Here is a 20,953-nt window from a genome sequence, read left to right on the forward strand (position 1 = left end):
TTACAGCAAAGCCGTCTTTTTTTGCTCGTTTTATTTTTGTTCTCTGAGCCATGCAGCCCCCCTTACTCCTGCTGACCGGGACACAGTGCGTCAGCAGCAGGAGGAACTGTTATTAAAGAGCCAGCAACAGCGTGAGGAGCTGGAGCGGAGTATTCCTCGCCCCGCGCCCGCCAGACCGCTGCCTGTTACCGGCGCCGGACCCTGTTTCACTATTCATACCATTACCCTTTCCGGTGCGACCTTAATCTCCCCGAAAACCCGGCAGACCCTTGTCGCGCAGGCCGGTAACGGTCTCTCCCTGTCAGGTACGGATATCCGTGCCGGTAAATCGGTCTCACTCAGTGGCGAAAATGACCTCATGGGGGGGAGCCGGGATACCCGCGACGGTGAAAACCACAGCAGCAGCGCCCAGTATGGTGTGACGGCATCTGCTGGCGGCTGGGCTGTTGAGGCTGCTAAAGCCGCAGAGACGGCTGCCCGCAGCGCAGGGCACTATGTCGGACTCGTCGCTCGTCAAGGCTAAAGTGTCTTTAACGGCGGGGACGTCCTCTCAGGACAGTCGTTACCACAGTACCGACACGCAGGGCACCACCATTAATGCCGGCGAGAATGTCTCTGTTCGTGCCGGAAATGACATTGCCGGTATGGGGGTACAGATCGCGGGTAAACACGTGGCGCTGGATGCGGGGCGCGATATTCTGTTGTCTGCCTCCCAGAACACAACCCTCTCTGAGAGTAAAAACAGCGTTAGCCAGTTCAGCGTTGGTGTCGGTGTGAGCCTGATTGGTGCACAAAACGGCATCTCGGTGGAGCTGGGAGCGTCACAGTATAAGGGTAAGGAAAACAGCCAGTCACAGCGCAATACGAACAGCGTTGTCCATGCTGATGAACAGCTTACGGTGAACAGCGGACGCGATCTCACCATCAGCAGCGTGCAGGATACAGCCAGTTATGACAGCAAGCAGTCTTCGTCAGGCGCGTCCCTCAGTCTGTGCATACCGCCACTGTGTTATGGTGCCTTTTCCGGTAGCGTCAGTGCATCGGTGAGAATATCACCCAGAATGGTAAGAGCGTCGCTGAACAGAGCGGGATATTCGCAGGCAAGGGCGGCTTTGCCGTCACCACCGGAAATCATACCCAGCTTGACGGCGCGGTGATTGCATCCACGGCGTCTGCAGATAAAAATAGCCTCGACACCGGTACGCTGGGTTTCAGTAATCTCCACAACGAGAGCCAGACCAGCGGCAACGGCTACACGGTGGCGCTTTCCGGCAGCGCGGGCGGCAGCGGGAACGGTGAAAACCGCAACCTGGCACCGGCCATCGGTACGGGCCAGGCAAAAGAGAGCCACACCGGCACGACCTCATCAGCGGTGAGTGGCGGTAGCATTGTCATTCGCAACCCGGCGGGACAGAAACAGGATATTGCTGACCTGAACCGTGATACGGCTGACGCCCACCACGGCGTGGACGTGAACGGTGATGTGCAGAAGGTCAGGGATAACCTGGCGGTCCAGAGCGAAGGCGCGGCGCTGGCCACCTCTGCGCTGGATGCTTACGGCAAGTATGCGGAGCAGAAAGCGCGGGAATCCAATGCGGTGCTGGGCGCGAAGCTGGCGTCAGAAGGAAAACTGCAGGGCGATACGCCGCAGGAGCAGGAAGCGTTCCTGAAGACGCAGCCCGGATATCAGAATACCGAGTACGGTCCGGGGAGTGCCTTCTGGACTAAGGGCAGTGCCGCGGCGGGATTACTGGCAGGTGCGCTTGGCGGTAACCTGAAGGCAGGTGCGGCAGCGGGGGCGGCCCCTCTGCTGGCGACCCTGGTCAAGGAGCAGAAAGATCCGACAGCCCGTGCCGCGCTGCACGGTATTGTGGCTGCGGCGCTGACGCAGCTGAGTGGCGGGAGCAGTGCGGATGGCCTGAAGGCTGGTGCCATAGGGGCCATTACGGCCTCGGCGATGACTGACCATCTGGTCAGCGCGCTGTATGGAGATAAAAAATCCAGTGACCTGACGGCAGAGGAGAAACGGCTGGTCAGTAGCCTCGTGAGTATCGCAGGTGGTCTGGCGGGCGCAGCAGTGACGGATGGCAGTGTCTCCATGGCGGCGACGGCGTCGGAAACGGCGAAGGTGGAGGTTGAGAATAACACGCTGAGTCCTGGCCATGATGAGGAAGAGCTTGAGAAAGAGCACGGCGACCGCCTCCCAAAAGTCTACAACATTGCCAGGCCTGGGGTGTTGTTTGACGAAGATGGTAAGCCGCTTCCTGGAACTGCTGGTCTTGGGATTGGGGCTGTTCCGATTGGTGGTAAATCTAAAGATACTCAGATTTGGACAGAAACCAAGAAAGCAAAACCTGTGGGTAATGCCTATGGACACTGGACAAAACATGGGAAAGAATTTCCTGAGTATCAGAATGCTAAGCAATATGTTGATGCTGCCCATAATTTTATGACAACCCCACCGCAAGGTACCTTAACTAAAACTCGCCCTAACGGAGACACGCTGTATTACAATCCTGCGACTAATGTCTTTGCTTCAAAAGATATAAATGGTGTACCGCGTACAATGTTTAAACCAGAGAAAGGTCTCGAATATTGGAAAAAACAATGATGAATAATGGCTCTTATCCTTGTCCATGCTGTGGAAATAAAACAATTGATGAGCTGGGTTGTTATGAAATTTGCCCTGTATGTGGGTGGGAAGATGACCCTGTACAATCGGCTGATCCAGATTTTTCTGGCGGGGCAAACTCTTCGAATTTAAATGAGGCGAAACGAGCATTTAACAAACAGTAACTGATAAAACGATCCCAGCTCAATGGCTGGGATCGTTTTATCAGCCTTTAACCCCTTGAAACGCTTAACAGCGAAAAAAGTTGCAGCAGCAGATGTACCTTAGCAAAAACACCCTGTAAGTCACTGACTGAACAGGGAAAAATGTGTTGTTCCTGCCGGAATGCACAGGAAAGAGTTGTTGTTGAGAATAACACGCTGAACAGCGCAATGTGTGCACAGGAGCCGTGGGCATGCAGAAATCCATTGCTGGAAGGTGGTGGGTTTGGGCCAGGAGGCGGGACTGCTGCCGCCACTGGTGCAGGTGTAGCAATCGGTGAAGCGCTGACTAATGATAAAGAACAGCCAAATACTGGCGCAAATTGGACGGATGAAGAAAAGGCAGAACTGGGGGAGCGGGATCAGGCACGCCGGGGGGCTGGGAGCCGCAGGATGAGGAGAATGCTCGGAATAACAGGGCTTCTACTGCCCCATCAAAAGATCGCCTTAATGAGGCCGCTTCAGCATCTAACAGAAATGGATTGACTGATGCCGGACGAGCACTACAAAAGCATGGCGGAAGAGAAGGTTCCGCATATTCTTATTCCAGTCAAAAAGCGTCAGTTCTTAATCAGGAAGCTCAGAATATAGTTAACGAAATATTAAACAATCCAAATACTAAGATTGAATCCCGAGTGGTTTTTGAAAATAAACAAAGGATTACTGTTGTTGAAGCTACAGCTCCTGATGGACGAGCATTACGATTTAATTCTGATGGTTCAAGATTAATTGGCTTCCGTGAACCACCAACTAAATAGAGGTCTCATATGTTGGAATATAGCGTAGGTAGTTCAGTTGATCGGGAAGATCTTTATGCTGAATTGTCTTTTAATCGAGTCCAGTGGGGTGAAATCTCACTATCAGAAGACAGGAAATCAGTGAATATTATTATTTATCCAGATGAAAGTAATATTCTTGAATTTCAATGCGATGAGTTTTTACAGCTTATAGAGAAGGCAAAGTCTCATCTTCTTCGCCTTGAACCACTGTCTAAATGACACAGATCCCGGCCACTGTGCCGGGATCGTTTAATCAGCCGTTAAGTTTACCCCCAATGCGGCGCTGGGCGCGAAGCTGGCGTCAGAAGGAAAACTGCAGGGCGATACGCCGCAGGAGCAGGAAGCGTTCCTGAAGACGCAGCCCGGATATCAGAATACCGAGTACGGTCCGGGGAGTGCCTTCTGGACTAAGGGCAGCGCAGCTGCGGGATTACTGGCAGGTGCGCTTGGCGGTAACCTGAAGGCAGGTGCGGCAGCGGGGGCGGCCCCTCTTCTGGCGACCCTGGTCAAGGAGCAGAAAGATCCGACAGCCCGTGCCGCGCTGCACGGTATTGTGGCTGCGGCGCTGACGCAGCTGAGTGGGGGGAGCAGTGCTGCTGGTCTGAAGGCCGGTGCCATGGGTGCCATTACGGCCTCGGCGATGACCGACCATCTGGTCAGCGCGCTGTATGGCGATAAAAAATCCAGTGACCTGGCAGCAGAGGAGAAACGGCTGGTCAGTAGCCTCGTGAGTATCGCAGGTGGTCTGGCGGGCGCAGCAGTGACGGATGGTAGTGTCTCCATGGCGGCGACGGCGTCGGAAACGGCGAAGGTGGAGGTTGAGAATAACTCGCTGGGTGTCGTTATACAGGGCGGTAAACTGGCTGCACAGGGATGTCTGAAAATTTCTGCTTGCCGTGATCGCCTGGTTGCCAGTGGTCTGGGTGCTTTACTGGGCATTGGTGCATCCACATCAGCAATGGATACATTGTCACAAGATGAGCAGTTGCATCTGATCTATGTGGCCTCGCTCAATGATCCTTCCCAGCTCAGTCAGTTAAATAATGCTCAGAAAGCGGCCTATGAGTCCCTGACAGGTAAGACGATCACCAGTACTGGTGGTACGCAGGTCATCAACCCGGGACCATCAAACACTGGTGGCGACCAGACTGTAACTGGAAATGTGCCCTCCAACACAGGGAAGAATAGTGTAGCAACCGGAGGGATAAATCATACTGGTAATACCAACGGTGATGGAGCGTCAAACAATAATGGCTGGACGACAACTACGCCGGTTCCGGATTCTCCTTCACTGGATGATCTTTTCTATCAGAACGAGAAGATCCCCGGTCTTGAAAATGTTCGCCCTGAAAATCCCGGTTATCCAGCCAATCAGAGTGTTATTGAAAAAATGAACGAACCTAAGTTTATTGCCTGGATAGGCAATACAGATTGTACGGATTGCTCAGATATCGCACCTAAACTTCTCGATGCAGCTGGCGGGCACGGGAAAATTATTGAAGCAAGGCCGACGACTCCGTACAACTTAAATGTGTATGAAAATGGAAAAATTGTACATGAACAAGCATTTCATCAGGTTTATACCGATGGTCAGTATGTTTACGATCCAAGAGTGTCCTTAAAACCAATTCCTAAAGGAGATTGGGAAAAACATATCAAATCTATAAATCAGGGAAGTGTTACGATCTCTGATAAATTACAGGGGTTAAAATAATGTTTCCGATAGGTAAGAAAGAAACAATCTTGTTGGACTTCATTGGTTCTCTTGGAAAACTGGAGTGGTTACATTATCAGAGCCGTATTGAAGATGAATGGATAAATGACCATTTTGAAAAAATTGATCGCTCTAAGTATCCTCCTTATACCAGTTTTCGTTTTGAAAAAGAGGTTCCAGAAGTTATCGCCTTACTGGAAGATGCGATTCAATCATATAAAGGTAAAGTTGAGTGGTGTATGACCCATCATCCGAAAGAGTATGGTACTGGTGTTAATCATCGTATTTTGCCTACATTTGTTAAGAATCTCAGAGTCAGTGAAGGTATGGAAGATGTTAACGAGTATATTGAAAACCATTATCCTGATTTTGGCCCAATCGCCTATGAAGATCTTGTTGGACTGACGGAGCATGTTCAATCAGTTTTCAAAAATGCTGGATATGATGCATAAATTTTCTTTATATGCTCTGTAATAACATTTTGATATGGAGCCTTAATCCGTTATGCGTAGGGATGGAAAGAAGAGTCAGGTAAATATTTAAGTCGGAATGCATTAACAATAATAACTAGCGCCACCAATCCTGGCATCAGCGCATTTCTTTATTTTGTAGACCCGGTAAGCGAATCGCAACCGGGCCATGGCAGATTAATTATTGACTCATCACCCTTTCGGGAACACCCAAACATGCTTCTCCGGCAGCGAAAGATGGCAGTGCTGCGGATCCCGAACCTCATGCCCATACGCACGAATGACAAAATCATCTCCCACCGTGCGGAACAGGTACTCCCAGCGGTCGCCGAGGTACATGCTGGTGAGCAGCGGCAGCTCAAGCTGATTTTCCCCAGGCCCCTCGACCACCGCCACGCGCTCGACGCGGATCACCGCCGTGGCGTCATTACCGCTCTGTACCCCTTCGCCCGCCTGGCCCCACAGCACCCAGCCTTTTCCTTCGATGCGCGCTCTGCCGTCGCGCACGTCGGTGACCTTGCCGTGCAGGCGGTTGTTGCTGCCCATAAACTCGGCGGTAAACAGCGTCTTCGGCGAGCCGTACATCTCCTGCGGCGTACCCTGTTGCTCAATTTTGCCGTTGTTCAGCAGCAGGATGCGGTCGGAAATGGACATCGCTTCGTTCTGGTCGTGCGTCACCATCAGCGCCGATAGCCCGAGCTTGATAATCAGCTCGCGCAGGAACACGCGGGCCTCTTCGCGCAGCTTGGCGTCGAGGTTGGAAAGCGGCTCGTCCAGCAAAATCACCGGCGGGTTGTAGACCAGCGCGCGGCCAATCGCCACGCGCTGCTGCTGCCCACCGGAGAGCTGGTGCGGGTGACGTTTGCCAAGATGGCCCAGACCCAGCTGGTCCAGCACGTCCTGCACGCGCTGCTGGATCTCTTTGGCCGGGACTTTGCGCAGCTTGAGCGGATAGGCCACGTTCTCAAACACGGTTTTGTGCGGCCACAGGGCATAGGACTGGAATACCAGCCCCAGGTTACGCTCTTCCGCCGGGACCTCACTGCGCGGCGTGCCGTCGTAAACTTTATTGTTGCCAATGACAATCGACCCCTGGGTCGGTTTTTCCAGACCCGCGACGGCGCGGAGCAGGGTGGTTTTGCCGCTGCCGGAGGGGCCTAACAGGGAGACCACTTCGCCGCGCTTCAGGTTCATGGAGACACCTTTTAAAACAGGATTGTCGCCGTAGGTTAAGTGCAGATCGTCAACCGCTAATTCAATCATGTATTTTCACTCCGAAACGAAGGGCAATGCCCAGACCTACCACGACAAGCAGGATGTTAATGAAAGAGAGCGCCGCCACGATATCGATGGCACCCGCGGCCCAGAGGGAAACCAGCATCGAGCCGATGGTCTCCGTGCCGGGCGAAAGCAGATACACACCCGTTGAATATTCGCGCTCAAAGATCAGGAACATCAGCAGCCACGAACCGATAAGACCGTAGCGAGAGAGCGGAATGGTGACGTGGCGGGTGATCTGCCCGCGCGTCGCCCCGGTGCTGCGCGCGGCTTCTTCAAGCTCCGGCCCTACCTGCAGCAGCGTGGAAGAGATAAGCCTCAGCCCGTAAGCCATCCACACCACGGTATAGGCCAGCCAGACGCTGAAAATGGTGCTGCGCAGCGAGCGTAGCCAGACGATGACGTTTTCACGCATCCAGTCGGTCCAGGCAAACCCGGAAAGCCAGCCGGATTTCAGCGAGTTATCCAGCCACATCGGCAGGAACAGGAACACCCACAGGAAGGCCAGACCCGCCAGCAGACCGGGCACGGCGCGCGGCACCAGCACGCTGTAGTCCAGGAAACGCGTGGTGTTATCCGGCTTGCGGTGCATGGCAATGCCGACAAACAGGTAGCACACCACGGCCAGCGCGCCGCCAATCACCCCAATCGCCATGGAGTTGACGATGGCGCGCAGCAGGTTGGGCTGCGCCCAGATGGTGCGGAAGGTGTTCAGAGAAAGCTCGTCCCACAGCGAAACGCCCACGCCCCAGTTGGAGATAAACGCGCGCAGCACCACGCCGAGCAACGGAACGCCAATGGTGACGGTGAGCCAGAAGGCAATCACCGCGCCAGCCACCCAGCGCCATTTACCCAGCGGCAGAGCCCGGGCCTGCGAGGCCTTGCCCTTCATGGTGACGAAGCGGTTGGCGGTGCGCATCAGGCGACGCTGGAGCATCACCAGCGGGATGGTGATGCAGATCAGCACCACGGCAACCGCCGCCATCAGGTTATAGGACGGGGTACCCATCTTGTTCGTCAGCTTATAAAGATAGGTCGCCAACACCATGTTGCCTTCCGGATCGCCGAGGACCAGCATCAGGCCGAACACTTCCAGCCCGAGGAAGAACAGCAGCACGGTGGCGTACAGAATAGACGGGCGCACCATCGGCAGGCTGACGGAGGTCATCACCTGCCAGGGCGACGCGCCCGCGGTGCGCGCGGCTTCTTCCACGTCGGAGCCCACGCTGCGCAGCGCTGACGAGATATACAGATAGGCGTGCGGGACGTGCGTCAGGCCGGCAATGACCACAATGCTCGACATGTCGTAGATATTCCACGGCACAAAGCCAATCAGCGCCTCCGCCCACTGGGAGAGAAAGCCCACCGGACCGGCGGCCACCACGTAGCCGAAGCCCAGCACCATCGGTGAAACGAAAATCGGGACCAGGATCAGCGGCTCAATCAGTCGGCGACCGGGCAGGTCGGTACGCACCATCAGAAACGCCAGCACGCCGCCCAGCGGGATAGAGATAAAGACCAGCCCGAAAGCCAGAATAAAGCCGCTTTTCAGGGCCTTATAAAAATCAGGATCGGTGAAAATAAAATCAAATGATTCAAAGCTCCACTCTTTTGACGGCGAAAAGAACGGCGCGGACAGGAAGCTCTGGATCACGATAAACGACAGCGGCGTGTAGATAACCAGGGCGGTTATCAGCACGACGATGCCTCGCGGCAGGCTTTGCCACTTTCTGCGTAATGTATTCATGGGGTATCCCTGGTGTTGCAGCCCAGAAAAACGAACTCAGTCGATAAGGGAGCGCGGCGGCCAGCGCCGCGCTCAGACGCTTATTTACCGGCGGCGGTACGCCACTCTTTGATGTACTCCAGGCGTTTTTTCGGCTGCAGGTATTCCAGCAGCGTTTCATCAACCGGGATCGGCTTCAGCGCGTTGCCGAGGATTTTGGTCAGGCCGTCGATATCATTTTTCCCTTCGATATCGTTACGAATGGAGGGAATGTCCGCCTGGTTGGCCAGAATGCTTTGCCCTTGTTCAGAGAGCACGTAGTCCAGCCACAGCTTCGCGGCATTGCTGTTTTGCGATTGCTGGCTGATGAACGACACGCGCGACAGCACCAGGGTGTAATCCTTCGGATAGGCAATGCCGAGTGACGGATCGTTCTTCGCACGCGCTTCCGCGTAGGAACCGAGGATGTTGAAGCCGATCAGGTTTTCACCGGAGGAGACGCGCTCCATCATGGTGCCGGTAGACGACTGCACCGACAGGCCCCCTTTGGCGACGTCGGCCAGGGTCTTAAAGTAGTTCGGATCGGCGTTGTGATCCTGCACCGAGAGCATAAAGCCCAGACCCGATTTTTCGATATCGTAGGTGGTGACTTTGTTCTTGAATTTGTCTGTCTGGCTGGCAATCAGCTTCGCCAGCGCGGCGTGAGAATCCGGCACGTCACCGGCCGGGATCAGGCGCTTGTTGTAGATAAAGACCACCGGCTCATAGGTGGTGCCGTAGGCCTTATCTTTCCAGACCGCCCATTTCGGCAGCTGGCTTTGCTCCGGAGATTTGTACTCCATGGCGTAGTCGGTGGCGAGCTTCAGACCCGTGTCCATCGAGGAGCTCCAGACCACGTCGCCGCTCACGCCGCCGGAAGCCTGTTCGCTGATGAAACGGTTGTACAGCTCGGTGCTGTTCATGTCGTTGTATTCGACTTTAATGCCCGGGTAGGTTTTTTCGAAGCCCTGGATCAGCGGCCCGGCAGCTTTGATGTCGGTAGTGGAATAGATGACAACCTTGCCCTCTTTCGTGGCGGCATCAACCACTTTTTGATACTCAGCAGGATAACCCTGCGGCAGGGCAGAAAGTGCAGAAGCAGAGAACAGTACGGTAGCGGTAAGCAGAGAAATTCGGAACGTGTTCGACATTATAGTTAACCTTTTAGTTACATTTGAGGAACTAATTGTCAACATAGCGTAAAGCGCGCCTCCGACAATAGGGAGGCGAGGGCAATGATTCCGAAGTGTGATTGTCGCCGTCGTTTCAGCAATTAACACCATAAAATCCGCGAACGTTAGCCAACGAACGGTTGCGGATTACGGTTTATCGGGGGCTTTGCGGTATAACCGGCGAGGATGACCAATATTGCCGTACAGCATTTCAATGCTGATTAACCCACTCTCCACGCAGTATTCGAGGTAGCGACGCCCCGTGGTTTTGCTGATCCCCACGTTTTCCACCACCTCTTCAACCGACATCGCGCTGTCGGGATGCTCGGCGAACAGGCGTTTTATCCGCTCCAGCGTCTGGGGTTCAATGCCCTTTGTGGACGGCGTTACGGAGGCTTCCGCGGCAGGCAGATGAAACAGGCGATCCAGCGCATGCTGGTCGACCACCTTCACCTGCTGTACGGTGTGGATGAAGCGCATAAAACGCTCCAGCGAGGCGTGCAGGCGCTGGAAAAAGACGGGCTTGATGAGGTAGTCAAACGCGCCGCTGCGCATGGCGTGGCTGCAGGTTTGCATATCGCTGGCGGCGGTGATGAAGATCACCGAGCATTCGTAGCTTTTCAGCAGCGGGTTATCGATGAGCTCCACGCCTTTACCGTCCGGGAGATAGTTGTCCAGCAGGATAAGCCGCGGCTGATGCTGACGAATCAGGCGGCATGCCTGCTCAATCGACGCGGCGATGCCCACCACGCGCAAATGAAAATTCTGCTCGATATACTCGCGATGCAGCTCCGCCAGGTGCGGCTCATCTTCAACGATCACAACATCAAGTGCTCGGGTCATGCTTTTGCCCATTCGGAATAAACACAGAAAAAATAGTCCCTTGTGGCGTGTTGTCGGCAATCTCAATGCTGCCGCCAGCCTTGTCGATATATCCTGCCACAAGATACAGTCCAATACCGTGCTCGGTACCCACAATGTCGTTTTCACGTTCCGGCTTGCTGCTGAATCCCTGGCGGAAAATATGCGGCTTCATCGCATCCTCCACCCCGCAGCCCCGGTCGGCCACCTCGATCAGCAGCTCCTGGTTTCGGTCAGAAATGTAGAGTTCCACCGGCGCGGGGACCGGAGCCTTAAGGGTCGCGTCTACCGCGTTATCCAGCAGGTTACCAATAATGGACATCAGCTCCGTTTCGTTGAGCGTGGCAGGCATGCGGGTGAGCTGGCAGGCGGGATCAAACAGCAGTTCGATCCCTTTTTCGCGGGCGCTGACGTATTTTCCGAGCAGCAGCCCGCACAGCGCGGGAGAGGAAAAACGGGCGGAGACAAAGTCCAGCACGCGCTGCGCGCCTTCGGACTGCACCTGAATGTAGCGAATCGCCTCGTCATAGTGTTTCATCTGCAGCAAGCCCACCAGCGTGGCGGTCCAGTTCAGCTGCTCGTGGCGCATAATGCGCAGGTTATCCGCATAGCGCTTGATCTGACTGAGCTGGCTGCTGAGGGTGTTGATGTCATTTTTGTCGCGAAAGCTGTACACCCAGCCGCTTTCAACGCCGGGTTCGACCTCAATCGCGACGCGGTTGACGATCACCTCCCGCTGGTTCAGCACCGCAATCTGGTCGTGGCTACCGCTGCTCACCGAGGCGTAGCGCTGGGATAAAAAGCCCGGCGACGTCTGCAGAACGTCTTCCAGCGGTTTGCCGATAAGCGCTTTCTCACTTTGCCGGATATCCAGCATCTCTCGTGCGGCGCGGTTAATTAAAATCAGCTGCTTCTCATCATTGACGGCAAATACCCCTTCATACATGGCTTCTAATAGCGCGCGCTGCTGCAAAACCAGCTGAGCGATATCTTTCGGCTCCAGTCGGAACATCTGTTTTTTGAGATTGCGGGTAAACAACCAGGAGAACATAAACAGCAGCAGCAGAAGCCCCGCGCCGTACAGCCCGGACTGCCAGAGTATGCGGGCATTAATATTGGCAATATAGGAGGTCAGATAGCCGACCGAGACAATACCAATCACCTGGTGCTGCGCGTTAAAGATCGGCGCTTTGCTGCGCAGTGAAACCCCAATCCCGCCCTGGCGCACGGAAATAATGGTTTTGCCCTGTAATACTTCCGCATTATCCCCGCCGATCATCGGTAAATTTATGCGCTCCGGGGATTCCGAATGATAGAGGTGCTGTTCCTCGGTATCGCCAATCACAATGTAGCTGGCATCGCTTTCGGCGCGTAGCGGCTGAATTAACCGGGCTATCCCCGGAATATCTCTGGCCGCAACCATGGCCGCCAGACCCGGCATCAGCGCGATCTGGCTGGCCTGCACCCGGGCGCGCTGGCCGAGATCGTGATGGAGCTGTCGGTCAATAAAATGAAACAGGATCGTTCCCAGCAGAACTAACAGCAGGCAGGAAAAGCACACCAGCGCTAAAAACAGCTTTACCTGAAAAGAGAGTCTGCGTTTCATTCAACCTGCGGATGTTATGTAAAAGTGACATTTCCCGAGCCTGACATGGGCCAATAGCGGACGCAATCTGGCACTAAAAGAGTTGTGACCTGGCTTTTCGTTTTCGGCGTTATACCCTAAATAATTCGAGTTGCGGGAAGGCGGCAAGGGAACGAATCCCCGGGAGCGTACATAAGTACGTGACTGGGGTGAGTGAGTGCAGCCAACGCACCTGCAGCTTGAAGTATGACGGGTATATAGCCATCAGGATCCCGTCAGGCTATTCTTCATTCAGCACGATAATAATTACAGAGGCAATGTCATGGATAAAGAGCTACTGGATGCGGGTTACCGGGCCTATACCGGCGAGAAAATTGACGTCTACTTCAACACCGGGATCTGCAAACACTCCGGTAACTGCGTGCGTGGGAGCGCAAAGCTGTTTAATCTGAAACGTAAACCGTGGATTATTCCCGATGAAGTGGACGTTGAAACGGTTGTACGCGTGATTGATACCTGCCCGAGCGGTGCGCTGAAGTATCGCCAAAAATAAGCGAGGAACCATGGATATTCTGGAAGGCCATAACAAGTTTTACGTGAATGATGCGAACGGCAACCAGGTCGCGGAGATTGTCTTCGTGCCAACCGGCGAGCACCTGAGCATTATCGAGCACACCGATGTGGATGAGAGCCTGAAAGGGCAGGGCGTCGGTAAACAGCTGGTGGCGAAAGTGGTGGAGAAGATGCGCGGTGAGAACCGCAAAATTATCCCGCTGTGCCCGTTCGCGAAACATGAGTTTGATAAAACGCGGGAATATGACGACATTCGGGCGTAACTCACACCGGCGATGGCCGGTGTTTTTTTATCTCACCTGCTCAAACAGCAGTACCAGCGCGATCAGCACCATCAACCCTCCCGATGCCCTGCTCACCAGACGGGCCGCCTGTGGCCGGGTCGCCAGCACCGCTTTCGAACCATACCCCACCAGCAGATAGACCAGGGTACAGGTAATAAGGTGCATCATCCCAAGCGCAGACATCTGCATCGCTATCGACCAGCTTCCGGTTGGGTCTGTGAATTGCGGAAGCAGGGCCAGGAACAGCAAAAAAACCTTCGGATTAAGGCCGCTAATGCAGAGTCCTTTCATCGCCCACTGCGTCCAGTTACCCGCATGCTGGGTGGCCTTCTCCGGTGCGGCCGGGTGACGCAATAACGTTATGCCAAGCCACAGGAGATACAGGGCTCCCGCCACGGTCAGCCCGGCTAACGCCAGCGGATGTTGAGCAATCAATACCCCCACGCCTGCCACCACAATCAATGTGGCTAGCAGATGCCCGGACATCAGCCCCATCACCGCCGGGACCACGCGGCGTCCATTAATTCCGGCGCTAATGGCGTAGGCCCAGTCGGCCCCCGGGGTCATGATGAGCAGAAACGAAACCACCCAAAAGCCGGCCACAATACTCATTTCCATCGTCCTGAAATACTCCCGCAGTGCGTTATACGTTGCGAAAAAGAATATCGCTAACACTGCGAAATAGGCTTTCAATGTTATGCTCATAACACGGTGAAAATGAGAAAATCTTCCACATGGATAGCATCGATAGAAAAATTCTTGCTGAGCTGCAGTCTGACGGCCGCCTGTCGCTTACCGAGCTGGCTGAGCGGGTGAATCTGAGCCTTTCGCCGTGCCATCGTCGCGTGCGGGCGCTGGAGCAAAGCGGGGCCATAACGGGATACCGTGCCAGCCTCGACCCCGCCAAAATGGGATTTAATTTCCTGGCGATAGTGTTCGCGACGCTGAAAGAGGGGGACCGCAAGGCGGTCAGCGCGTTTGAAGAGGCGGTGGAAGAGATCCCGCAGATCGTGCTGGCCCAGCGCCTGTTTGGCGATCCTGATTATCTGATGCACGTCGTGACCCGCGACCTTTCCGCTTTCCAGAAGCTTTACGACGAGAAGCTCTCCGCTATGCCCGGCGTGCAGCATCTTCGCTCAACGCTTGTCATGAAAACGGTGGTGCAGGACAGGCCTTTTCCGCTGTAAGCAGGAGGCCGGGGTTGAATGGCCTGCCCGGCAGCGCGCCGGGCAGGAAAGGGAATTAGCCGACAAACATCACCGACACGCACAGCACCCCGACAATCAGCGTCAGCAGGTTGCCAATGGAACGGTACGGTTTCAGGGAGGGGATCAGATACGTCGACAGCGTCGGCATGATAAACAGGATCATGGCGATAAGCGGGCCGCTGATGGCGTAAATCATCGAAATGGCGTTCGGGTTAATGCAGCAGACGGCAAAGGTGATTAACGACACCCCCATGATGGAAATCGCGCGGTTAAAGGCGCGGCTCTTTTTCACGCCCACCTGGTTCAGCGACGACTTCACGATCTCCGTCGCCCCTTCAATCACCCCAAAATAGGTGCCGAGAAACGATTTCGACATCGCAATAATCGCCACGACAATCCCGGAAATCCCCAGCCACGCCGGTGAGGAGGGCATCATCGACAGCGCAGACAGGATTGTCACCCCTTCCTCTTTGGCGGCCACAATATACGACGGCGGAATAGAGAGCAGGCAGCTGAAGACGAAGAACAGCACGCTAAGGCAGATAATCAGGTATGCCACCTTCATGATTTTCTTGCATTTAGCCATGGCCTCGTCCCCGAACTTCTCGCGGCGGTCAACGGCAAACGTCGAGATAATCGGCGTGTGGCTGAACGCAAACACCATCACCGGAATCGAAATCCAGACCTGGTGCAGCGTATGGCGATCGACGGCCATCTGGCTGGTCAGCAGCGAGGGTTGCCAGCTGCCGATCAGGTAGAGCGAGACAAACAGGAAATAGGCGATCAGCGGAAACACCAGGAAGCCCATCACTTTTATCGTGATATGCCGTCCCATCAGGAAGATCAGATTCAGGACCAGCACCACGCCCAGGCTAACCAGCACGCGAACGGTGGTGTCTACCGTCAGGTGTTTTGCCAGCTGCTCGGTTAACGAGTTGGTGATGGCCACCGCATAAATCTGCACCACCACAAAGAAGGCGATGAAATAGAGCGTGGTGATCAGGTTGCCGATCTTCCTGCCGTAATAGTGCGAAACGGCGCCGGTGATCCCTTCGTTGCCTTTTGTTTTCGACGACAGGATAAATTGCGCCAGCGCTTTGTGCGGCCAGTAGGTTAAGGGGTAGGCCACGAGGGCGGTAATAAACAGGACGATTGCGCCTGCGGAGCCCAGCTGAATGGGCAGGAAGAGCGTTCCTGCGCCCACGGCCGTGCCGTAGAGAGCGAAACTCCAGAGAGTCTCATCTTTTGACCAAATTTTCGACATTAGAGCAACGTATCAACTATCAAACCATCAGAATGGCGTGCAATTTACCATAGTTATGCCTTAAGAGCGCAGTTGCTTCGAAGACGTCGGGCCGGAACGGGCGTCCGGCCAGAGGCGGTTCAGCCTGCCAGGGCGCGTCGTTGCTGGCTGCGCTTAAGAAATTTCTCACGCAGATTATCGTACGCCCAGTTATAGAACATGGTGTACGGCAGGAAGAACAGGAAGAAACCTATTTCCAGTGTGAATGCCTGCAGCAGGGTGACGCCCAGCACGGCGGCAACAATCGACACGCCTATCACAATAAAGCCGCATTCGAACCCCAGCGCATGCAGCGCACGCACTTTTGCCGTACGTTTGACGCGCTGAACAGGCCAGAAACGGTCGAAGCCGACGTTATAAATAATGTTCCACAGCATGGCGGTGGTGGCCAGAATAATGGTCAACCCACCCATTTCCACCACGGAACGCTGCATAAGCCACGCCGCGGTAGGGGCGAGGATCGCCGTCGCAATCCCTTCAAAACAGACAGCATGAAAGATCCGCTCCGGCAGTTTACGTTGGAGTGCATCCTGATGTTGCATAGCGATAGACCTCGTTAATTCGCCAGTATGGGCGTTGATGTGGCCTATTTTTATCGCTAAAGCTGATATATTAAAGATAGTATCCATCGTAAAAGTAGATAGGTTATGCGCTATTCACCCGAAGCCCTGACCGCGTTTGTCGAGACCGTTGCAGCAGGCTCTTTCTCTGCGGCCGCACGCCGGCTGCGTAAAAGCCAGTCGACGGTCAGCACGTCCATTGCCAACCTTGAAGCCGATCTGGGATTTGAGCTGTTTGACCGTTCGGCCCGCCAGCCGGTGTTAACGGCCCAGGGGGAACAGGTGCTGGGCTACGTGCAGGCTATTCTCGCCGCCAGCACGCGGCTGGATGAGCTGGCGGTGTCGCTCACGGCGCAAACGGAGGCGCGTCTGACGTTTGTCCTTTCCGATACCCTCAACCCGGATGTGCTGGAAGAGATGATGAAGCAGTTTGACGCGCGCTTTCCCCATACGGAATTCGAATGTCTGATTGGCGAGGAGGAGGACGTGATCGATCTGCTGCAAAAGGAGCGCGCGCAGATTGGCCTCACCGAAGCGCGAGACGGTTATCCTACGGATATTGGCGCCATCCGGCTGCCGATGCAGACCCGCATGGCGATCTATGTCGCGACCGCGCATCCGCTGGCCGGGCAGGATGACGTTCAGCGTGACGAGCTGCACGGCTGGCGAGAGCTGCGGCTGAGCACCTATCTTGAGCGTGAGGCGGAGATCGCGCGCGGGCCCGTCTGGTCAGCCCCGAATTACCTGTTACTCTTGAGTATGGCGGTACAGGGATTTGGCTGGTGCGTCTTGCCGTGCGCGCTGGTGGAGGAATTTGCCGCCGCGAAATCCCTGGTACAGCTCAATGTTCCCGGCTGGCCGCGGGCGATCGGCATCGATCTGCTGTGGAATAAACGATCCCCTCCCGGCGTTGCCGGAAGCTGGCTGCGGCAGTATCTGCAGGATGCACGCTGATCCTTGTGATTAAACTCACTATTTTTAAACAATTAAGATAATTGCCAGTAACAATCCTCTACTATCGTCATGTCATTTAACACAGAGGTCGTGATGAAAGATGTCGTAATAGTGGGTGCGTTGCGTACAGCTATCGGCTGTTTTCAGGGAGCGCTCGCGCGTCACTCGGCGGTTGACCTGGGCAGCGTGGTGGTGAAAGCGCTGGTAGAACGTAGCGGGATCGCAGCACATGAAGTTGATGAGGTGATTCTGGGACAGGTCCTCACGGCCGGTGCCGGGCAAAACCCTGCGCGACAGGCGGCGCTGAAGGGCGGACTGCCCAATACCGTCTCCGCTATCACCATCAACGACGTCTGTGGTTCAGGATTAAAAGCGCTGCATCTCGCGACGCAGGCCATTCAGTGTGGTGAGGCGGACGTGATCATTGCGGGCGGGCAGGAGAATATGAGCCGCGCGCCGCACGTCCTGACCGACAGCCGTACCGGCGCACAGCTGGGTAACAGTCAGCTGCTCGACAGCCTGGTGCATGACGGGCTGTGGGATGCCTTCAACGATTATCATATGGGCGTAACGGCGGAAAACCTGGCGCGCGAGTACGGCATCAGCCGTGAGGTGCAGGATGCCTATGCGCTAAGCTCGCAGCAAAAAGCGCGTGCGGCGATTGATTCCGGCCGTTTTCGCGACGAAATTGTCCCGGTCAGCACGCAGCGTCAGGGGGGCGAGGTTATCGTTGTGGATACCGATGAGCAGCCGCGCACCGACGCCAGCGCTGAAGGGCTGGCGAGGCTGAATCCTGCGTTTGAAATGCAGGGCTCGGTCACGGCGGGAAATGCCTCTTCCATTAACGACGGCGCCGCGGCCGTCATGATGATGAGCGAAAGCAAAGCCCTCGAACTCGATCTTCCCGTGCTGGCCCGCATTAAGGCATTCGCCAGCGTGGGCGTGGATCCTGCGTTAATGGGGATCGCGCCGGTCTATGCGACCCGTCGCTGTCTGGAGCGTGCGGGGTGGCAGCTTTCTGATGTGGATCTGATCGAAGTGAACGAAGCCTATGCCGCGCAGGCGATCTCCGTCGGAAAAATGCTGGAGTGGGATCCGCTGCGGGTCAACGTAAACGGTGGGGCGATCGCGCTGGGGCACCCGATCGGGGCGTCCGGCTGCCGGATCCTGGTTTCGCTGGTCCACGAAATGAAGAAGCGCAACGCCCGCAAAGGGATTGCCACGCTCTGTATAGGCGGCGGACAAGGGGTGGCGCTGGCCATTGAACGCTAATTTTCCTCATTAAAAAAAGACCTCCTCCGGGAGGTTTTTTTTATCGTGATCTTTATCTCCCGACGGTTTTAGCGTGATCCGGGCATCAATTCCGCGATAAACAAAAATAAAAATGAAACGTTGTTTTAAATATAATTGAAAAGCCCACTTTATGCCGATAGTATGTGCTCATTAAGTAAAACGGAACGCTGTTTCGTTTTACTTCCCGCCTTCGGGCATGACCACATCTGGAGGTTACCGTGGACGTCAGAGAAAGCATCCACAGCGCGCACGCCAAAACGCTGGATACGCAGGGGCTGCGTAAGGCATTTTTAGTCGAGCAGATATTCGAGGCTGACAGGTACACCATGGTTTACAGCCATATCGACCGCATTGTTGTGGGCGGAATAATGCCCGTCACGAAAAGCGTCTCCGTGGGCGGTGAGGTCGGTAAACAGCTGGGCGTAAATTATTTCCTCGAGCGTCGCGAGCTGGGGGTGATTAACATCGGCGGGCCGGGCACCATCACCGTAGACGGACAGTGCTATGAAATTGGCCATCGCGAGGCGCTGTACGTGGGTAAAGGGGCAAAAGACGTGGTCTTTGCCAGCATCGACGCCAGCAGGCCTGCGAAGTTCTACTATAACTGCGCGCCGGCCCACGCCACCTGTCCAACCAAAAAGGTGACCCCGGCAGACGTCGCGCCCGTGACGCTGGGCGACAACCTCACCAGCAACCGCCGCACCATTAATAAATACTTCGTGCCGGACGTGCTGGAGACCTGCCAGCTCAGCATGGGGTTGACCGAACTTGCGCCGGGCAACCTGTGGAATACCATGCCGTGCCATACCCACGAGCGCCGCATGGAAGTCTACTTCTACTTCAACATGGATGAGGACGCGTGCGTGTTCCACATGATGGGACAGCCGCAGGAAACGCGCCATATCGTGATGCATAACGAGCAGGCGGTGATTTCGCCGAGCTGGTCTATTCACTCCGGCGTAGGGACAAAAGCCTACACCTTTATCTGGGGAATGGTGGGTGAAAACCAGGTCTTTGATGATATGGACCATGTTGCGGTCAGCGATCTGCGCTAGTCGCGGGCAGTGACGCATAAACCTGCCTGTGAGTGACAGGCTCTGAAAGAGTAAGGAATAAACATGATTCTGGATGCATTCTCTCTGCAGGGAAAAGTGGCGGTGGTTTCCGGGTGTGACACCGGGCTGGGTCAGGGGATGGCGTTAGGCCTGGCGGAAGCGGGCTGCGATATCGTCGGAATTAATATCGTTGAACCGACGGAAACCCTCGAGCGCGTGACGGCCCTGGGCCGCCGCTTCCTGAGCCTGACCGCCGACCTGCGTAAAATCGATGCCATTCCTGAACTGCTGGATCGCGCGGTGGCGGAATTCGGTCACATCGACATTCTGGTCAACAACGCCGGGCTGATTCGCCGTGAAGATGCGATCAATTTCAGCGAGCGCGACTGGGACGACGTGATGGATCTGAACATCAAGAGCGTATTTTTCATGTCCCAGGCGGCGGCAAAGCACTTTATCGCGCAGGGGAACGGCGGCAAGATCGTGAATATTGCCTCCATGCTCTCGTTCCAGGGCGGTATCCGCGTGCCGTCTTACACCGCCTCCAAAAGCGCCGTGATGGGCGTGACCCGCCTGCTGGCAAACGAGTGGGCGAAACACAACATCAATGTGAATGCGATTGCGCCGGGTTACATGGCGACCAACAACACGCAGCAGCTGCGTGCGGACGAGCAGCGTAGCGCGGAAATCCTCGACCGCATTCCGGCGGGGCGCTGGGGGCTTCCGGGCGATCTGATGGGGCCGGTGGTCTTTCTGGCCTCGTCCGCATCGGACTATATCAACGGCTACACCGTGGCGGTCGATGGCGGCTGGCTGGCGCGATAGCCCGCATCGGGTCTGGACCTCTGCTTTTGGGCAGAGGTTTTTTTTGCTTAAAAATTGTCAAAATCCATATGGATAAACACGGAAAATCCATACTAAAAAGTCATGAACGACAGTCATCACACTTTTAATCTTTAAAAATTAGATGATTAGTAAAAGCATGTGATTATTCAGCGTTAGTTGAAATTGTAATGTCCATCACAGAACGCTATGTCGCAGCGAAATAATCCATATCTTCACCTTTTCCCGCCTGACACTTTTTCTCGCTATCTCGTAATTTCACTTAACGAATTTCACTGTTCAGGCAGGAAAATATGACATCTATAAATGACTCTACCTAGACTGGCCCCCTGAATCTCCAGACAACCAATATCACTTAAATAAGTGATAGTCTTAATACTAGTTTTTAGACTAGTCATTGGAGAGCAGATGATTGATGTCTTAG

The 20,953-nt window shown here is 55.0% G+C and carries 22 protein-coding genes; 14 read left to right on the forward strand and 8 right to left on the reverse strand.

Features of this window, described 5'->3' with window-relative positions; translation table 11 throughout:
• Nucleotides 1-85: 85 nt before the first annotated feature.
• From ACOTXI_RS19765 to ACOTXI_RS19795, 7 genes are all read left to right on the forward strand, one after another.
• A complete protein-coding gene (locus ACOTXI_RS19765; RefSeq protein ID WP_181008251.1) occupies nt 86-523 on the forward strand; it encodes a hypothetical protein in 438 nt (145 codons plus the stop codon).
• Nucleotides 495-1,157: a hemagglutinin repeat-containing protein gene (locus ACOTXI_RS19770; RefSeq protein ID WP_084831970.1), complete on the forward strand. Its 663-nt coding sequence runs from the start codon at nt 495-497 to the stop codon at nt 1,155-1,157. The genes ACOTXI_RS19765 and ACOTXI_RS19770 overlap by 29 nt, the downstream gene beginning before the upstream one ends.
• Entirely contained in the window at nt 1,154-2,611 is a 1,458-nt protein-coding gene (locus ACOTXI_RS19775) for a VENN motif pre-toxin domain-containing protein (RefSeq protein WP_008499699.1), read from the forward strand. The genes ACOTXI_RS19770 and ACOTXI_RS19775 overlap by 4 nt, the downstream gene beginning before the upstream one ends.
• Nucleotides 2,611-2,796, forward strand: coding sequence for a CPCC family cysteine-rich protein (locus ACOTXI_RS19780; protein WP_071530933.1), 186 nt, complete (start codon nt 2,611-2,613; stop codon nt 2,794-2,796). The genes ACOTXI_RS19775 and ACOTXI_RS19780 overlap by 1 nt, the downstream gene beginning before the upstream one ends.
• Before the next feature lie 518 nt (nt 2,797-3,314).
• The gene (locus ACOTXI_RS19785) at nt 3,315-3,590 is read left to right on the forward strand and encodes a hypothetical protein (RefSeq protein WP_126287432.1); all 276 of its coding nucleotides are present in this window, start codon (nt 3,315-3,317) and stop codon (nt 3,588-3,590) included.
• 574 nt (nt 3,591-4,164) lie between these two features.
• Nucleotides 4,165-5,325 carry a VENN motif pre-toxin domain-containing protein gene (locus tag ACOTXI_RS19790; protein WP_102000885.1) on the forward strand — a complete coding sequence of 387 codons (1,161 nt, stop codon included), beginning with the start codon at nt 4,165-4,167 and terminating at the stop codon, nt 5,323-5,325.
• Nucleotides 5,325-5,777 (forward strand): hypothetical protein, encoded by a 453-nt coding sequence (locus ACOTXI_RS19795; protein WP_008499695.1) that lies wholly within the window; start codon nt 5,325-5,327, stop codon nt 5,775-5,777. Before ACOTXI_RS19790 ends, ACOTXI_RS19795 begins: the two co-directional genes overlap by 1 nt.
• 210 nt (nt 5,778-5,987) lie before the next feature.
• On the opposite strand, the gene ACOTXI_RS19800 is transcribed toward ACOTXI_RS19795, so the two are convergent.
• The 5 genes from ACOTXI_RS19800 to ACOTXI_RS19820 all read right to left on the reverse strand — a co-directional run bounded on the left by ACOTXI_RS19800 (nt 5,988) and on the right by ACOTXI_RS19820 (nt 12,477).
• On the reverse strand, nt 5,988-7,058 hold the full coding sequence (locus ACOTXI_RS19800) for an ABC transporter ATP-binding protein (protein WP_008499694.1): 1,071 nt from the start codon (nt 7,056-7,058) through the stop codon (nt 5,988-5,990).
• A complete protein-coding gene (locus tag ACOTXI_RS19805; RefSeq protein ID WP_023294491.1) occupies nt 7,051-8,820 on the reverse strand; it encodes an ABC transporter permease in 1,770 nt (589 codons plus the stop codon). Before ACOTXI_RS19805 ends, ACOTXI_RS19800 begins: the two co-directional genes overlap by 8 nt.
• An 80-nt stretch (nt 8,821-8,900) precedes the next feature.
• Nucleotides 8,901-9,989 (reverse strand): ABC transporter substrate-binding protein, encoded by a 1,089-nt coding sequence (locus tag ACOTXI_RS19810; protein ID WP_045415634.1) that lies wholly within the window; start codon nt 9,987-9,989, stop codon nt 8,901-8,903.
• Between the two features lie 168 nt (nt 9,990-10,157).
• Nucleotides 10,158-10,853 (reverse strand): response regulator, encoded by a 696-nt coding sequence (locus tag ACOTXI_RS19815; RefSeq protein ID WP_058653987.1) that lies wholly within the window; start codon nt 10,851-10,853, stop codon nt 10,158-10,160.
• Nucleotides 10,837-12,477, reverse strand: a complete 1,641-nt coding sequence (locus ACOTXI_RS19820) for an ATP-binding protein (RefSeq protein WP_058653960.1) — start codon at nt 12,475-12,477, stop codon at nt 10,837-10,839. The genes ACOTXI_RS19815 and ACOTXI_RS19820 overlap by 17 nt, the downstream gene beginning before the upstream one ends.
• Before the next feature lie 301 nt (nt 12,478-12,778).
• Here ACOTXI_RS19820 and yjdI point away from each other — a divergent pair, with 301 nt between their 5' ends.
• On the forward strand, nt 12,779-13,009 hold the full coding sequence (gene yjdI / locus ACOTXI_RS19825) for a 4Fe-4S mono-cluster protein YjdI (protein ID WP_008499689.1): 231 nt from the start codon (nt 12,779-12,781) through the stop codon (nt 13,007-13,009).
• 10 nt (nt 13,010-13,019) lie between these two features.
• Nucleotides 13,020-13,292 carry a GNAT family N-acetyltransferase gene (locus tag ACOTXI_RS19830; RefSeq protein ID WP_008499687.1) on the forward strand — a complete coding sequence of 91 codons (273 nt, stop codon included), beginning with the start codon at nt 13,020-13,022 and terminating at the stop codon, nt 13,290-13,292.
• 27 nt (nt 13,293-13,319) lie between these two features.
• Here ACOTXI_RS19830 and ACOTXI_RS19835 read toward each other — a convergent pair whose 3' ends face one another.
• Nucleotides 13,320-13,931 (reverse strand): LysE family translocator, encoded by a 612-nt coding sequence (locus ACOTXI_RS19835; protein WP_045335276.1) that lies wholly within the window; start codon nt 13,929-13,931, stop codon nt 13,320-13,322.
• A gap of 116 nt (nt 13,932-14,047) precedes the next feature.
• Between ACOTXI_RS19835 and ACOTXI_RS19840 the strand changes: the two genes are divergently transcribed.
• Nucleotides 14,048-14,500, forward strand: coding sequence for an Lrp/AsnC family transcriptional regulator (locus tag ACOTXI_RS19840; RefSeq protein ID WP_021242030.1), 453 nt, complete (start codon nt 14,048-14,050; stop codon nt 14,498-14,500).
• A 55-nt stretch (nt 14,501-14,555) separates the two neighbouring features.
• Here the strand turns inward: ACOTXI_RS19840 and ACOTXI_RS19845 are convergent, their stop codons facing one another.
• On the reverse strand, nt 14,556-15,785 hold the full coding sequence (locus ACOTXI_RS19845; RefSeq protein WP_021242029.1) for an amino acid permease: 1,230 nt from the start codon (nt 15,783-15,785) through the stop codon (nt 14,556-14,558).
• Between the two features lie 119 nt (nt 15,786-15,904).
• The gene (locus ACOTXI_RS19850; RefSeq protein WP_058653959.1) at nt 15,905-16,366 is read right to left on the reverse strand and encodes a multidrug/biocide efflux PACE transporter; all 462 of its coding nucleotides are present in this window, start codon (nt 16,364-16,366) and stop codon (nt 15,905-15,907) included.
• A 105-nt stretch (nt 16,367-16,471) separates the two neighbouring features.
• Between ACOTXI_RS19850 and ACOTXI_RS19855 the strand changes: the two genes are divergently transcribed.
• From ACOTXI_RS19855 to kduD, 4 genes are all read left to right on the forward strand, one after another.
• Nucleotides 16,472-17,338 carry a LysR family transcriptional regulator gene (locus ACOTXI_RS19855; protein WP_058653958.1) on the forward strand — a complete coding sequence of 289 codons (867 nt, stop codon included), beginning with the start codon at nt 16,472-16,474 and terminating at the stop codon, nt 17,336-17,338.
• Nucleotides 17,339-17,431: 93 nt separating this feature from the next.
• Nucleotides 17,432-18,610, forward strand: coding sequence for an acetyl-CoA C-acetyltransferase (locus ACOTXI_RS19860; RefSeq protein ID WP_008499681.1), 1,179 nt, complete (start codon nt 17,432-17,434; stop codon nt 18,608-18,610).
• Between the two features lie 239 nt (nt 18,611-18,849).
• On the forward strand, nt 18,850-19,686 hold the full coding sequence (gene kduI, locus ACOTXI_RS19865) for a 5-dehydro-4-deoxy-D-glucuronate isomerase (RefSeq protein ID WP_058653957.1): 837 nt from the start codon (nt 18,850-18,852) through the stop codon (nt 19,684-19,686).
• Nucleotides 19,687-19,749: 63 nt separating this feature from the next.
• Nucleotides 19,750-20,511, forward strand: a complete 762-nt coding sequence (kduD, locus tag ACOTXI_RS19870) for a 2-dehydro-3-deoxy-D-gluconate 5-dehydrogenase KduD (protein WP_008499679.1) — start codon at nt 19,750-19,752, stop codon at nt 20,509-20,511.
• The last annotated feature ends 442 nt before the right edge of the window (nt 20,512-20,953 follow it).

The sequence above is a fragment of the Enterobacter cloacae complex sp. BZL2005 genome (assembly GCF_049238885.1).
GTDB classification, from domain to species: Bacteria; Pseudomonadota; Gammaproteobacteria; order Enterobacterales; family Enterobacteriaceae; genus Enterobacter; species Enterobacter roggenkampii.

What these genes read in the sequence shown, in the direction of transcription:
- yjdI (WP_008499689.1), top strand. Translation starts at nt 12,779, where the DNA reads ATGGATAAAGAGCTACTGGATGCGGGTTACCGGGCCTATACCGGCGAG.
- ACOTXI_RS19855 (WP_058653958.1), top strand. Translation starts at nt 16,472, where the DNA reads ATGCGCTATTCACCCGAAGCCCTGACCGCGTTTGTCGAGACCGTTGCA.
- ACOTXI_RS19830 (WP_008499687.1), top strand. Translation starts at nt 13,020, where the DNA reads ATGGATATTCTGGAAGGCCATAACAAGTTTTACGTGAATGATGCGAAC.
- ACOTXI_RS19815 (WP_058653987.1), bottom strand. Translation starts at nt 10,853, where the DNA reads ATGACCCGAGCACTTGATGTTGTGATCGTTGAAGATGAGCCGCACCTG.
- ACOTXI_RS19840 (WP_021242030.1), top strand. Translation starts at nt 14,048, where the DNA reads ATGGATAGCATCGATAGAAAAATTCTTGCTGAGCTGCAGTCTGACGGC.
- ACOTXI_RS19850 (WP_058653959.1), bottom strand. Translation starts at nt 16,366, where the DNA reads ATGCAACATCAGGATGCACTCCAACGTAAACTGCCGGAGCGGATCTTT.
- ACOTXI_RS19860 (WP_008499681.1), top strand. Translation starts at nt 17,432, where the DNA reads ATGAAAGATGTCGTAATAGTGGGTGCGTTGCGTACAGCTATCGGCTGT.
- ACOTXI_RS19770 (WP_084831970.1), top strand. Translation starts at nt 495, where the DNA reads ATGTCGGACTCGTCGCTCGTCAAGGCTAAAGTGTCTTTAACGGCGGGG.
- kduD (WP_008499679.1), top strand. Translation starts at nt 19,750, where the DNA reads ATGATTCTGGATGCATTCTCTCTGCAGGGAAAAGTGGCGGTGGTTTCC.
- ACOTXI_RS19795 (WP_008499695.1), top strand. Translation starts at nt 5,325, where the DNA reads ATGTTTCCGATAGGTAAGAAAGAAACAATCTTGTTGGACTTCATTGGT.
- ACOTXI_RS19835 (WP_045335276.1), bottom strand. Translation starts at nt 13,931, where the DNA reads ATGGAAATGAGTATTGTGGCCGGCTTTTGGGTGGTTTCGTTTCTGCTC.
- ACOTXI_RS19800 (WP_008499694.1), bottom strand. Translation starts at nt 7,058, where the DNA reads ATGATTGAATTAGCGGTTGACGATCTGCACTTAACCTACGGCGACAAT.
- ACOTXI_RS19780 (WP_071530933.1), top strand. Translation starts at nt 2,611, where the DNA reads ATGAATAATGGCTCTTATCCTTGTCCATGCTGTGGAAATAAAACAATT.
- ACOTXI_RS19820 (WP_058653960.1), bottom strand. Translation starts at nt 12,477, where the DNA reads ATGAAACGCAGACTCTCTTTTCAGGTAAAGCTGTTTTTAGCGCTGGTG.
- ACOTXI_RS19810 (WP_045415634.1), bottom strand. Translation starts at nt 9,989, where the DNA reads ATGTCGAACACGTTCCGAATTTCTCTGCTTACCGCTACCGTACTGTTC.
- ACOTXI_RS19845 (WP_021242029.1), bottom strand. Translation starts at nt 15,785, where the DNA reads ATGTCGAAAATTTGGTCAAAAGATGAGACTCTCTGGAGTTTCGCTCTC.
- ACOTXI_RS19805 (WP_023294491.1), bottom strand. Translation starts at nt 8,820, where the DNA reads ATGAATACATTACGCAGAAAGTGGCAAAGCCTGCCGCGAGGCATCGTC.